This is a genomic window from Cupriavidus sp. 05T42, assembly GCF_056396345.1.
This window is the reverse complement of the sequence record NZ_JBFTLH010000007.1, coordinates 71,904-85,124: the sequence shown is the minus strand read 5'-3', so window position 1 is coordinate 85,124 and position 13,221 is coordinate 71,904. Positions and strand designations below refer to the sequence as shown.

Annotated in this window: 14 protein-coding genes; 1 reads left to right on the top strand and 13 read right to left on the bottom strand. The window is 65.0% G+C overall.

The features are described from left to right. Window positions 1–63: 63 nt before the first annotated feature. Entirely contained in the window at window positions 64–1,014 is a 951-nt protein-coding gene (locus AC1EJR_RS11610) for an ABC transporter substrate-binding protein (protein ID WP_092296241.1), read from the top strand. 20 nt (window positions 1,015–1,034) lie between these two features. On the opposite strand, the gene AC1EJR_RS11605 is transcribed toward AC1EJR_RS11610, so the two are convergent. The 13 genes from AC1EJR_RS11605 to AC1EJR_RS11545 all read right to left on the bottom strand — a co-directional run bounded on the left by AC1EJR_RS11605 (window position 1,035) and on the right by AC1EJR_RS11545 (window position 13,123). Further along, window positions 1,035–2,384, bottom strand: a complete 1,350-nt coding sequence (locus AC1EJR_RS11605) for a M20/M25/M40 family metallo-hydrolase (protein ID WP_477147089.1) — start codon at window positions 2,382–2,384, stop codon at window positions 1,035–1,037. Window positions 2,385–2,576: 192 nt separating this feature from the next. Then, the gene (gene cheZ, locus AC1EJR_RS11600) at window positions 2,577–3,212 is read right to left on the bottom strand and encodes a protein phosphatase CheZ (RefSeq protein ID WP_092295916.1); all 636 of its coding nucleotides are present in this window, start codon (window positions 3,210–3,212) and stop codon (window positions 2,577–2,579) included. Between the two features lie 12 nt (window positions 3,213–3,224). Continuing rightward, window positions 3,225–3,611: a chemotaxis response regulator CheY gene (cheY, locus tag AC1EJR_RS11595; RefSeq protein WP_144199859.1), complete on the bottom strand. Its 387-nt coding sequence runs from the start codon at window positions 3,609–3,611 to the stop codon at window positions 3,225–3,227. A 71-nt stretch (window positions 3,612–3,682) separates the two neighbouring features. Beyond that, entirely contained in the window at window positions 3,683–4,759 is a 1,077-nt protein-coding gene (locus AC1EJR_RS11590) for a protein-glutamate methylesterase/protein-glutamine glutaminase (protein ID WP_092295922.1), read from the bottom strand. 22 nt (window positions 4,760–4,781) lie between these two features. Continuing rightward, window positions 4,782–5,438, bottom strand: coding sequence for a chemoreceptor glutamine deamidase CheD (cheD, locus tag AC1EJR_RS11585; RefSeq protein WP_477147138.1), 657 nt, complete (start codon window positions 5,436–5,438; stop codon window positions 4,782–4,784). Beyond that, on the bottom strand, window positions 5,438–6,355 hold the full coding sequence (locus AC1EJR_RS11580) for a CheR family methyltransferase (RefSeq protein ID WP_092295928.1): 918 nt from the start codon (window positions 6,353–6,355) through the stop codon (window positions 5,438–5,440). The genes cheD and AC1EJR_RS11580 overlap by 1 nt, the downstream gene beginning before the upstream one ends. 79 nt (window positions 6,356–6,434) lie before the next feature. After that, window positions 6,435–6,929 carry a chemotaxis protein CheW gene (locus AC1EJR_RS11575; RefSeq protein ID WP_092295931.1) on the bottom strand — a complete coding sequence of 165 codons (495 nt, stop codon included), beginning with the start codon at window positions 6,927–6,929 and terminating at the stop codon, window positions 6,435–6,437. A 33-nt stretch (window positions 6,930–6,962) separates the two neighbouring features. Next, window positions 6,963–8,981, bottom strand: a complete 2,019-nt coding sequence (cheA, locus tag AC1EJR_RS11570) for a chemotaxis protein CheA (protein ID WP_092295934.1) — start codon at window positions 8,979–8,981, stop codon at window positions 6,963–6,965. Between the two features lie 61 nt (window positions 8,982–9,042). After that, a complete protein-coding gene (gene motB, locus AC1EJR_RS11565) occupies window positions 9,043–10,038 on the bottom strand; it encodes a flagellar motor protein MotB (protein ID WP_477113173.1) in 996 nt (331 codons plus the stop codon). 13 nt (window positions 10,039–10,051) lie between these two features. After that, window positions 10,052–10,915, bottom strand: coding sequence for a flagellar motor stator protein MotA (motA, locus tag AC1EJR_RS11560; protein WP_477147088.1), 864 nt, complete (start codon window positions 10,913–10,915; stop codon window positions 10,052–10,054). Between the two features lie 122 nt (window positions 10,916–11,037). Further along, window positions 11,038–11,643 (bottom strand): flagellar transcriptional regulator FlhC, encoded by a 606-nt coding sequence (gene flhC, locus AC1EJR_RS11555; protein ID WP_092295943.1) that lies wholly within the window; start codon window positions 11,641–11,643, stop codon window positions 11,038–11,040. Next, window positions 11,640–11,957, bottom strand: coding sequence for a flagellar transcriptional regulator FlhD (gene flhD, locus AC1EJR_RS11550; protein WP_010812713.1), 318 nt, complete (start codon window positions 11,955–11,957; stop codon window positions 11,640–11,642). Before flhD ends, flhC begins: the two co-directional genes overlap by 4 nt. A gap of 413 nt (window positions 11,958–12,370) precedes the next feature. Continuing rightward, window positions 12,371–13,123, bottom strand: a complete 753-nt coding sequence (locus AC1EJR_RS11545; RefSeq protein WP_092295946.1) for a DUF4088 domain-containing protein — start codon at window positions 13,121–13,123, stop codon at window positions 12,371–12,373. Window positions 13,124–13,221: the final 98 nt, after the last annotated feature.

Genomic DNA, 13,221 nt, shown 5'->3' with positions numbered 1-13,221 from the left:
GTCGGGGGCACGGCGTAGGGTCTTGGACTGTTGGCCAGTCCGGCCTTGTTMGAACGGATTCCGATGACCGCTTCCCGTCGCCAGTTCCTGCGCTATGGCGCCATGCTTGCCGCCGCTCCTGTGCTGATTTCCACCGCGCGTGGGCAGTCGCGCCCTGTCCTCAAGGCGGGGGACCAGAAGGGTGGCCTGCGGGCGCTGCTCGAATCCGCCGATGCACTCAAGGGCATTGGCTACGATATCCAGTGGACGGAGTTCCCGGCCGCCGCGCCGCTGGCGGAGGCGCTCAATGCGGGGGCGGTCGATTGCGGGCCGATTGGCGATGCGCCGGCGATCTTCGCACTCGCGGCGGGGACGCGGATCAAGCTGATTGGCGCCAACCGGTCGGACCCTTATGGCACCGCCATCCTCGTGCGGCCCGATTCACCGCTGAAGACCGCGGCTGACCTCAAAGGCAAGAGCATCGGCACGAACCGGGGTTCGATTGGCCATTTCGTGACGCTGAAGGCATTGGCGTCAGCCGGATTGAAACCCGAGGACGCCAACATCCGCTTCCTCCCTCCAGCCGATACCAAGCTCGCGCTGACCAATGGCTCCGTCGATGCGTGGGCGACCTGGGAACCGTACACGGCCATGGCGGAGACCAGCGGCCATGCCCGGGTACTCGTCAGCGGGCGTGGCCTGTGGTCGGGGCTCAGCTATCTCGCCGCCACCGACGCGGCGCTCGCTGCCAAGCGCGCGGTCCTGGCCGATTTCCTCCAGCGCGTGGTGCGCGCCCAGGTCTGGTCCTATGAACACGCGGCGGAGTTCTCCGCCACGCTGGCGCGCATCATCGGCATCTCGCCGGAGGCGGCGCGGCTGCAGTTCGAGCGACGCCATACGACATGGCAGCCGATCGATGCCAGCCTCGTCGCCATCCAGCAGCAGACCGCCGACTTCTACCTCAAATCCGGATTGCTGAAGCAGCGGCTCGAAGTGGCATCGACGTTCGACACCCGCTTCGGACTGCCCGCCTGACAGCGATCCGGGGCAGCGCCCTACTTCGTCGGCCGCTTGGCGAGCAAGGGCTCGCTCACGCCTTCCACGCCGACCAGCCCGAGCACCGTGGTGAGTGCCCACTGCGCACCCTCATGGGCATTGGTCGGATCGAACCATTCGTCGCGCGAGTGGGAACCGCCCGACTTGCCGCCGCTGCCGAGGATAACCGCCGGAATGCCGAGCGACATCGGCACATTGGCATCGGTGCTGCCGCCGCGCAGGCTGGGCGCTTCCTTGCTGTTAGCCTTGATCACGCGCACGGCCGACTGCACGATGACCGAGTCCGTGGCGGTCTGGCCTGCCGGCCGGTCGCCGATCTGCTTTGCCTGGAAGGTGATCTCATTGCCCTTGGTGGGCGACCAGCGGCCGTTCTCGTCAGCCACACCCGATGCGATGGCGGACATGATGTGCTTCTCGGTTTCGAGCAGGGCCGGCGTGCCGTTGGAGCGGATGTCGATGGCCATCTTGGCATCTCCGGCAATGGCGTTGACCGATGTGCCACCCCCCACCGTGCCGACCGTGAACGTGGTCTTGGGGTCCGTCGGCGTGCGGACATCGCTGACCTTGCCGATCGCGCGGCCCATCGCGTGGATGGCACTCGGCAGGCCGAACGCGCCGAAGCTATGGCCGCCCGGGCCACGGAACGTAATTTCGTAGCGATGGCTGCCGGTGCCTTGCGTCAGCACGCGCTCGCCGGTGCCCGGTTCGAGGCCGATCATGCCGTCGATATCGGGATGATCGCGGAACACTGCCTTCATGCCGCGCAGGTTGCCGAGTTCCTCCTCGCCGACGTTGCCCACGAACACGATGTCCCCCACCGTGCGGACGTTGTTCTCGTTGAGCACCTTGAGCCAGGACAGCAGCACGGCCAGGCCGCGCGTGTCATCGCCGATACCGGGCGCATAGAGCTTGCCGTCGCGCGATTTCACGGTGACGTCGGTGCCCTGCGGGAACACGGTGTCGAGGTGGGCGGAGATCAGCAGCTTGGGCCCGTTGCCAGTGCCCTTGCGGATACMGATGGCATTGCCCTCGGCGTCGATGCGCGCATCGGTCAGCCCCAGCGCCTTCAGGCGCGATACGAAATACTGCGCGCGCGCGGACTCCTTGAACGGCGGCGCGGGAATCTCCGTCATCGTCTTCAGTTCGGTCAGCGCGCGGGCGTCGTCTGCCTTCACGTCGTCGAGCAGCTTCTTCACCACCGGCGAGGCCTCGAGGCGCGTATAGGTGCTGTCAACCTGGGGCGAGACCTGCGGCACCGTCAGCGTTTGTGCGGAGGCGACCCCGGCGAAGGCCAGCGTGGCGAACGGGACGACGTGACGGGCGAAGACGGTACGGCAACGGGCTGGCATGGCGACAGTATCCTCTGGCAGTGATACGACACAAAAACCCGGCCCGGGACCTGCTCGGTACCGCGAAGCCGGGGAGCGATCACATTCTGCCAGCGAATGCGGCGATGTGCTCGCGGGACCGTCTCCAAAAACAAACGGGACAATCGCCCGACGCGATTGTCCCGTTGCATCCTGCCATGACCTGATGTGGCTTCAGAAGCCCAGGCTTGCCAGCAGATCGTCCACCTGCGACTGGTCCGACACCACGTCGGCCTTGCCCTCGGGGTTGATCTGCGGACCGTTCATCAGCGTGGGCGGAGCTTCCACGCGACGATCGGCCGGTACGTTGTCGATCAGTACCTGCAGCAGTTCCTGCTCCAGCGAGCGGATCATGTCCATCATCTTCTTGATGACCTGACCCGTCAGATCCTGGAAGTCCTGGGCCATCATGATCTCGAGCAGGTGGCTGCCCGTGGCCTTGGCCTTCTGCGGCACCTCGGTCAGGAACTCGCGCGTGTCGAGCACCAGGGCCCGGGCATCGCCCAGTTCCACCGGCGTCTCGAACCACGCGTCCCAGCGCTTGTCCAGCGCGTTGGCGCGGGCTTCGAGGTCTTCCTGCAGCGGCTGCGCCAGTTCCACGGCCGTGAGCGTACGCTCGGCGGCCTGCTCGGTCATGGCGGCGATGTAGCTCAGGCGGTCGCGCGCGTCAGGAATGGCCTGTGCGGCCCGCTCGATTTCCTTGTCGAGCCCCAGCTCCCGCATGTTATCGCGCAGCATCCGCGTGAGGTTGCCGATGCGATGGATGATCTGATCGGCTGATTCATTGCTGAAAGTCTGAGTCGTCGACATGTCGTGCCCCTCTTACTGACCCAGCTTCTCGAAGATCTTGGTGATCTTCTCGTCCAGCGTCGCCGCGGTGAACGGCTTCACCACATAGCCATTGGCGCCAGCCTGCGCTGCAGCAATGATGTTTTCCTTCTTGGCCTCGGCGGTCACCATCAGCACCGGCGTCTTGGCGATCTCGGGAATCGCGCGGATCGACTGCAGCATGGTCAGGCCGTCCATGTTCGGCATGTTCCAGTCGGACACGACGAAATTGAAGCTGCCGTCCTTCACCTTCTCCAGGCCGGCGGCGCCGTCCTCGGCTTCTTCCACGTTGGTGAAACCGAGTTCCTTGAGCAGGTTACGGATGATCCGACGCATGGTCGGGAAGTCGTCGACCACGAGGATCTTGATGTTCTTGTCCACTATACGGCTCCAATACGGTTGTGGATAACAAATACGAAAACTGCGCCCGGCGCGTGCCCAGGGTCGGTGCCCTACACGCGCTGCGCCCGCGCACCGAAGGTGGCCAGGTGCGCCATGACGCGCTGGCTCATCGAATGCAAGGGCACTACTTCATGCACGCCGCCGGTGGCGATGGCCTCCTTCGGCATGCCAAACACGATGCAGGACTGCTCGTCCTGCGCAAGGTTGTAGGACCCGGCCTCGCGCATGCGCAGCATGCCGCGCGCGCCGTCCTTGCCCATCCCGGTCAGGATCACGCCCGTGACGTTCTTGCCGCCATGCACGGCGGCGGAGTCGAACAGCACGTCGACTGACGGGCGGTGCCGGTTCACCGGCGCTTCCTGCGACAGGTGCGCCACGTAGTTGGCGCCGCTGCGCGCCAGCAACAGGTGCGAGTCACCCGGCGCGATGTACGCATAGCCCGGCAGCACGCGCTCGCCGTGCTCGGCCTCCTTGACCGTGATGCGGCACAGGCCGTTCAGCCGTTGCGCGAACGACTTCGTGAAGCCGGCCGGCATATGCTGGACGATCATCACGGCCGGGCAGTCCGGCGGCAGCGGCATCAGGAATTCCTTGATGGCCTCGGTGCCGCCCGTGGACGCGCCCACGATGATCAGCTTTTCCGTCGACAGCAACGGCGTGCGCAGCAGCGGCGCCGGCGAGGCGCCTTCGGCCGCGCCCTCGGCGCGGGGGGCCCGCACCCGGGCGCGCGACGCCGCGCGGATCTTGTCGGCGATGGTGTCCGTGTACTCCATCAGCCCGTCGCGGATGCCCAGCTTGGGCTTGGTGACGAAATCCACCGCGCCCAGCTCCAGCGCGCGCATGGTGATTTCGGACCCGCGCTCGGTCAGCGACGACACCATCAGCACCGGCATGGGCCGCAGGCGCATCAGGCGCTCGAGGAAGTCGAGGCCGTCCATGCGCGGCATTTCCACGTCCAGCGTCAGCACGTCCGGGTTCAGGCGCTTGATGAGGTCGCGCGCCACCAGCGGGTCGGGGGCGGTGCCCACCACTTCCATGTCTGGCTGGCTGTTGATGATCTCGGTCATCAGGCTGCGGATAAGCGCGGAATCATCCACGCACAGCACCTTGATCTTCGCGGCGGTCATATCTGGTCTCTACGTCTCATTTTCAGGTCGGCACCCTTGCCGTAGCCTGCCGCGTGAACAATTCCACTGCGCCTCGTACGGGCGCCTTCGTGGAGGTGGAAATCGCGCGTGCCAGCGCACGCTCCTCGCGTTCCACGCCTACCGTATCGTCTTGTCGTGTCAGCCGGCGCACCAGCGCCAGGCCACTGCGCGGGAAATAACTCACCCGTCGCGCGTGCGGGCCACGCAGATCCTGCGCCGCCAGTCGAATCTCTTCGGTCTTCAGGTACTTCAATACAAAATCGGCATTCCGATCCCCAATATTGAGGGTCGTCATGTTCGCCAGCACCGCGCCGCCGCCAAAAACCTTGGCTTCCAGGCGCTCGCGTCGGGCGCCCATCTTCAKGAGTTCATTGATCAGCACTTCCAGCGCGTAGCAGCCGTAGCGCATCGAGGCGGACAGCATGCGGTCCGGCCCGGCGTTCTCGTCGTCCGGCAGCATGAAATGGTTCATGCCGCCCACGCCCGCCACTTCGTCACGGATACAGGCGGCCACGCAAGAGCCGAGCACCGTGGTCAGCACCACGTCCTCGCCGCTCACGTAGTACTCGTTCGGCAGCAGCTTGATGGCCTGCTTGCCGAACTCGCGGTCGAAATACTTGCGCGTGGCAATGGCTTCCGGCATCTGGGGCGTACGCATCATGCACCTCCGCTGCCGCCCTTGCCGGCCAGTTCGTATACCGTCTGCCCACGCAGCTGGAACGCGCGCGTGACATACGAGAAATTCTCGGAATGGCCGGCGAACAGCAGGCCATTCGGCTTGAGCAACGGAGCAAACCGTTCCAGGATGCGGCCCTGTGTCGGCTTGTCGAAGTAGATCATCACGTTGCGGCAGAAGATGGCGTCGAACTTCTCGCGCAATCCCCATTCCGGCGCCAGCAGGTTCAGCGGCTCGAACGCGATCGTCGACGCCAGGTCCGGCTTGACCTTGACCGAGCCCGAACGTGCGCCGGTGCCCTTCAGGAAGAAGCGCTTCAGCCGTTCCTGCGAGAGCCGACCCACCTGCTCGGCCGTGTACACGCCGGCGCGGGCCTTGGCCAGCACCTGTGTGTCGATGTCGGTGGCCAGCACCGAACCGGCGCGGTCGCCGAGTGCCTCGGCCAGGGTGATGGCGATCGAGTACGGCTCCTCGCCCGTCGAGGCCGCCGCGCACCACACGCTGTAGGGCCGGCCAACCTTCTTGGCATGCTCGGCCAGCAGCGGGAAGTGGTGCGCCTCGCGGAAGAACGAGGTCAGGTTCGTGGTCAGCGCGTTGGTGAAGAACTCCCATTCCTGGGAGCGATCATCGGACTCGAGCAGGGCCAGGTAGCTGCCGAAATCGGCGAGCCCCAGCGAGCGCAGGCGCCGCGCGAGCCGGCTGTAGACCATCTCGCGCTTGTGACTGCCGAGCGAGATGCCCGCGCGCTTGTGAATCAGCGCGCGCACCTTCTCGAAATCATGCTCGGTGAGCAGGAAGTCACGCATGTCGTCGCGCAGCGGCGCCAGCACCGGCGCGGCGGGGGCGGCAACCGCGCCTGGCTTCCCGATGGCGCTGGAGGAAGAACGGAGMGGCGTCATGGTGTGTATCTTCGTGGAGTGCCGGGTCGCGGCGGGTAAATCTAATGAGACTTCGGGGGCGATCTGCCGGCTGGCCCGATCAGGCCAGTTCGGCTTCCACCAGCTCCATCTCGGAACTGGTCATCATGCGTTCGATATCGATCAGGATCAGCATGCGCCCTTCCACCGAGCCGAGGCCGGTCAGGTGCTCGTTCGACACCGACACGCCGAACTCCGGCGCCGGCTTGATATCGTCACCGGTCAGCGTGAGCACGTCCGAGACGCCATCCACCACGATGCCGACCACACGGCCCGCCACGTTGAGGATGATCACCACGGTCTGGTGGTCATAGCGCACGTTGCCGAGGTCGAACTTGAGGCGCAGGTCCACGATCGGGACGATCACGCCGCGCAGGTTGGTCACGCCCTTGATGAAGCCGGGGGCGTTCGCGATGCGGGTGACGGTCTCGTAACTGCGGATCTCCTGCACCTTCAGGATATCGATGCCGTATTCCTCGGTGCCGAGCGTGAAGACCAGGTATTCCTGGCCAGAGGCTTCGCCCGCCTGGGTATCGATGTGTCCGATGCCGGCCATGTCAGTGCTCCTTTGCTGTCGCTATGCTGTCAGTTACTGTGCAACCGCGTCCTGGCGGCGCACGCCGGTGCGCTGCAGCGCGCCCACGTCCACGATCAGCGCCACGCTGCCGTCGCCGAGGATCGTGGCGGCCGAGATGCAGGGCACCTTGCGATAGTTCGTTTCGAGGTTCTTCAGCACCACCTGGTGCTGGCCGATCAGCTGGTCCACCAGCAGCGCGAAGCGCTTGCCCTCGGCGGCCAGGATCACGGCGATGCCCTGCGTCGGCTCCTGCAGCGCGCCGGTCACGTTGAAGACCTTGTGCAGCTCCAGCAGCGGCAGGTATTCGCCACGCACGTTCATCACGCGCTCGCCGTTGGCGGCGGTGTGCACGTCCTCGGACTTCGGCTGCAGGGACTCCATMACGCAGTTCAGCGGCAGGATGAAGGTTTCCTCGCCCACGCGCACCGACATGCCGTCCAGAATCGCCAGCGTCAGCGGCAGCACGATGCGGGTGGTGGTGCCATTGCCCGGGCGCGACGCGATTTCCACGTGCCCGCCCATTTCCTGGATGTTCCGCTTGACCACGTCCATGCCCACGCCKCGGCCGGACACATCGGTGACCACCTCGGCCGTCGAGAAGCCCGGCGCGAAGATCAGCTGCCAGACTTCCTCGTCGCTGATGTTCTCGGACACCGGCAGGCCGTTCTGGATCGCCTTGGCCAGGATGCGCTCGCGGTTCAGGCCGCCACCGTCGTCGCTCACTTCGATGACGATGTTGCCGCCCGCGTGCTGCGCGGAGAGGATCAGCTGGCCCGTCGGCTCCTTGCCGGCGGCCACGCGCTTTTCGGGGGTCTCGATGCCGTGATCCAGGCTGTTACGGACCAGGTGGGTCAGCGGGTCGATGATCCGTTCGATCAGGCTCTTGTCGAGTTCCGTCGCCTTGCCGAACGTGACCAGGTCGATCTGCTTGCCGAGCTTGCTGGCCAGGTCGCGCACCAGGCGCGGGAAGCGCGAGAACACGTAGTCCATCGGCATCATGCGGATGGACATCACCGCTTCCTGCAGGTCACGCGCATTGCGCTCCAGCTGGCCCATGCCCGAGAACAGGCGGTCGAACAGCACCGGGTCCAGCGACGAAGCGGTCTGTGCCAGCATCGACTGCGTGATGACCAGTTCGCCCACGAGGTTGATGATCTGGTCGACCTTCTCGGTCGGCACGCGGATCGAGCCGGAATCCGGCGCGGCGGCGCCGGCGGCCGGCTTGGCCTTCTCTTTTTCTTTGTCCTTGGCAGGCGCGGCGGCGGCCGGCGCAGCGGCTACAGGTGCCGGCGCGGCCACCGGGGCCGGGGCGGGTGCTGCGGCGGCGGCCGGCGCAGCACCAGCAGCCACGGTTTCTACGGTGATCTGCTTGTCGTCGATCACGAAGCAGCAGACCGCGATGATGTCGTCGGCGCTGCACTGGCTGTTCAGCCAGATGACGAGGTCGCCATCGGCTTCCTGCTGGCCGGTGATCTCGCCCAGGTTGGCGATTTCCTCGCGCAGCAGCGCCTGGTCGCCGGCCGATACCTTGAGCAGGCTGATCTTCAGGTTACCAGCGCCACCACCGGCAGCGGGTGCGGCGGCCACGGGGGCCGGAGCGGCAGCGGCCACCGGCGCATGGCCCGGCTCGCCGCCGGCTTCCTCGGCCAGCTGCTGCAGGACGGCGCAGATGCGCGCCAGCGTTTCCGGATCGGGTTCGGTGCCGTTGCGGTAGGCGTTGAGCTGATCTTGCAACACGTCCTTGGTTTCCAAAAAGGTGTCGATGATGACCCGGTTGAGGGCCAGTTCCCGCCGACGCGTACGGTCAAGCAGGTTCTCGAAAATATGGGTGGTCGCGGTCAGTGCCGCGAAGCCGAAGGTGGCGGCGCCGCCCTTGATGGAGTGCGCGGCACGGAAAATGGCGTTCAGCTCTTCCGAATCGGGGGACTCGATGTCCAGCCCGAGCAGCAGCTGCTCCATTTCCACGAGCAGTTCTTCCGCCTCTTCAAAGAAGGTCTGATAAAACTGCGTGATATCGATATCGACAGACATGACCGTCCTGACTCGCTAAATTGCTCTGGAAGATGTGCCGCCMTGTGACGGGCGGCACGCCTCATTCGATCTTGCCCTTGCCTGCAGCGCCGCTGCCGGACGGCCTGGCCGCCGGCGCGGATGCTGCCTGCGCCTGCTCCACCTGTGCCTGCAACTCCTCTGCGGCACGGCCCTTCTGCGCCTGCACGGACACTTCGGCCGCGCTCGCGTTTTCGGATTCGAACTGCGCCTGGGCCCGCTTGTTCAGCACCACGATGCTGATGCGGCGGTTCACCGGGGCCAGCACGTCTTTCTTCTCCAGCGGCATGGTGTCCGCCAGGCCCAGCACGCGCAGCACCTTGCCTTCCTGCATGCCGCCGGCAATCAGCTCCTGGCGGGAGGCGTTGGCACGGTCCGCCGACAGCTCCCAGTTGCTGTACGCGCGCTCGCCCATCATGTACGTGGCCGAGTCGGTGTGGCCGGACAGGCTCACCTTGTTCGGCATCTCGTTCAGCACCGGGCCGATCTCGCGCAGGATGGTGCGCATGTACGGCTCCACCGCGGCGCTGCCGGTGCGGAACATCGGCCGGTTCTGCGTATCCAGGATCTGGATGCGCAGCCCTTCGCTCGTGATGTCCAGCAGCAGCTGCGGACGGAACTGGCGCAGCACCGGGTTGTTCTCGATGATCTGTTCGAGACGGCCCTTCAGGGCGCGCAGGCGCTCGGTGTCCATCTGGTCGCGCCGGCGCTGGGCGTCGGACGGATCGTTAGTCTGCGCGCGCATCACCTCGCCGTCCTTGGCCTGCGCGTCCTTGCCGCCGCCGGGAATGACGCTCTTCGACATGCTGCTCTTGTCGCCGCCGGCAATCGCCACCTTCAGCGGCGTGCGGAAGTACTCCGCTACGCCTTCCAGCGTCTTCGGCGAGACCGAGCTCAGCAGCCACATCACCATGAAGAAGGCCATCATCGCCGTCATGAAGTCGGCGTAGGCAATCTTCCAGCTGTGGTTGCCATGCGGCTTGGCGTGCGACTTGGCCTTGCGGATGATGATCGGACGCAGATCCTGGGCGCTGCTCATGACGTCTCTCCGGTCAGGTCAGGCTCTTGACTTCGCGGACGTGGTCATCGAGCTCGAGGAACGACGGCCGCACCGTGGAGTACAGGACCTTGCGGCCGAATTCCACCGCCACCAGCGGCGCGTAGCCATTGAGCGAGGCGAGCAGCGTGACCTTGATGCACTCGTACATCTTCACGCTCTCGGACACCTGGTGCTCCACGCGGGAGGCCAGCGGCGAGACGAAGCCGTACGCCAGCAGAATGCCGAGGAACGTGCCGACCATGGCGTGGGCCACGAGGGCGCCCAGCTCGGCCGGCGGCAGGTCTGCCGAGGCCAGTGCGTGCACCACGCCCATCACCGCGGCCACGATGCCGAAGGCCGGCAGGCCGTCGCCAACGCGCGACAGCGCATGGGCGGGAATCTCGGCCTCGTGGCGGTACGTTTCGATTTCGTGGTCCATGAGCGCCTCGATCTCGAAGGCGTTCATGTTGCCGTTGACCATCATGCGCAGATAGTCGGTGAGGAATTCCATCATCACCGCATCGGCCAGGATGCGCGGATACTGGCTGAACACGCTGCTGGCCGCCGGGTCGGCGATTTCCTTCTCGAGGAACAGGATGCCCTCGCGGCGGGCCTTGGAGAGCAGCACGTACAGCAGTGCCATGATGTCGAGGTACAACTCCTTGTTGTACTTCGAGCCACGCAGCAGCATCGGCATGGCMTTCATGGTGGCCTTGATGGCCTTGCCGCTGTTGGAGCTCACGAAGGCGCCCAAGGCGGCACCGCCGATAATGATGAGCTCCGCCGGTTGATAAAGCGCGCCCATGTGGCCGCCGGTGATGGCATAACCGCCCAGCACCGATGCCACCACGACGACATAGCCAATAACTACTAGCACGATCGGATCCCCGTCTGAAAAACACGCGTCAGGCACGCACGGGCATCCTGTAGGGGCGAGCGGGGTCACCGCTCACCCGTCCCGGGGAGCCCGATTGCCGCGCGGACGTCTGGCCCGATGGATCAGGCTTCAGTCTGCGTGGCTGCGGCGTCCTTCGAGAGCTTCTTCACTTTCCCAGCACGCGACGGCGGACGGCACAGGCTGCACACGAAGTTCGCGTGCGGCTCATAAGCGTGCGTGACGAACTGTCCGCCGCAACATGTGCACGAGGAAAGCTGCAGCATATTGCTCTCGAAAAACCGTACTAACGTCCAGGCACGGGTGAAACTTAAGACAATTTCGCCGCCCAGCAGCGAAACGTGCTCGAGGTACAGACGGTAAGCGGCCACTACTGCACGAATGCCCGACGTCTCGCCTTCCTGCACCATGAACTGGTACGCGGAGAAGAACAGGGACGAATGGATATTCGGCAGCCAGGTGGTGAACCAGTCTGTCGAGAACGGGAGCATGCCCTTGGGCGGCGAGGCGCCCCGCAGCTCCTTGTAGAGGCGGATCAACCGGTCGCGCGAGAGCGTAGTCTCGGCTTCCAGCACCTGCAGGCGCGCGCCCAGGCCAATCAGCTCGATGGCGAGCTGGGTCTGGTTCGCGTCCTGCAGGACGCTTTTCCGGTTAGGTGCCGGTGTGGCCGTAAAGCTGCGGGCCGGCTGGGCCTGTAGGAGCGCGGTCAATTGAGCGACTCCACAGGTTGCCGGGCCAGCAGGATAGCAGCGTGGATCTGCTGCATATCATGGCTCTTGGCCGTGTGGGTGAGCGTGGACAGCAGCGCATGATCGTCAAAGCGGAAACGGCACAGCACCATGTTCGATGCTGCCAGCTTGACGAGTTGCGCCGAGGTCAGTTTGGCAAGAATGTCGGCAATTTCCTTGCTGACGCCAAGCCTGAACATGGCTTCCACCTGGTTTTCGCGCACCAGTCTTTGCGCGAGCAGAAGATAGGCGAGATTGACCTCCCTGATCTCCTGGAGAACTTCACTGCTTTCCAATTTTTCCCCGCTACCAAAACCCTTCGACCGCTTGTCCGGCGCTTACCAGCTTCGTGTCCGTGAGGACCCTTGCCGGCGACCAGATCGTTTAGTGCGTGTTCGATGGGTACGACGTACTACGAAAGAACTTCGCCCGGTTACACCTTCTCTCAGAAACGTTACATCTGTTACAGAGTGTAAGTGAAACTGTTACGTTTATATCGGCAATCGGCCCGGAATGCCAATCCCTACTTGAGTTGGGGTCCAGCAAATGTCGCATGGAAAAGACATGGCCCGCCGAATTTGTAACACCAGCACACGCCTGCTTGTGGTTTACATCAAGCGTGCTCAAGCACGTAACGCATCGTGTACCAAACGGATACACGCCTTGTGCGGTGGACATGACATGGCCAAACAGCGCCCCGCAGATTCCACTATTGACGAACCATCGCGCCTTGGCTAAACACGCGCCGCAACCATGCGGCAAGCCGCGCGAAGACGTCGTCAGGCGCCTCGCGGAACAGCTGGGGTCGCGCACGCTCCACTTGCTCGAGCATGCGTGCGGCCTCATCGGCACTGACCGAGCCGTACTCCAACGCAAGGCCCAGCAGCGCGCGCATCTCGCCCACCTTGCTGCGGCCCAGCGCCTCGCTCTGCTCAGTCTGCAACGCGTACATGACGTCATACGCGCGTTGGCGAAGACTGTCGGATATCCGCCACGCCGGGGTGCGCATGCGTTCCTCCAGCGTGCGGATGTCGATGGCGGAGGCAGAAATCTGCGCGGCCAGCGCTTCGGTGAAGGCGGCGTCGGCGCCGGCCTCGGTGAGGATCTGCGTGGCCCACTCGCGCGCGTGCTCCACGCGCTGCTGCGGCGTCCAGTCGGGCTGGATGGCCAGGCCGAAGCCGAAGCGCTGCGCGTCGCGCATCAGCGCCGCCAGCGCGTTGGGGAGCTGCTTGTCGAAGACCTTCTTGGCCCAGCCGTACTCGCCGCTGGCCAGCAGCCGCATCACGGCGCGCTCGGTCAGCGGGCCGTCCTGCTGCATCAGCCGCGCCCGCAGGAAGTCATCGAACGCGGGCGGCACGAACTGCGGATCGATGCCGGTGGAAACTTTTACAAAGGCGTCGAAGTCCGCGCGCAGCCTTGCCGTGGCTTCGGCCGACAGCGACAGGTTGATATCGGTAGTCATGATGTCATCGCATGCAAACGCGCCCCGGCGCAGCTTTTACAACGCTGCAGCCGGGGCGCACKGCGCGACTGGGCACGGCAATCAGAGCGGCGTGGCGC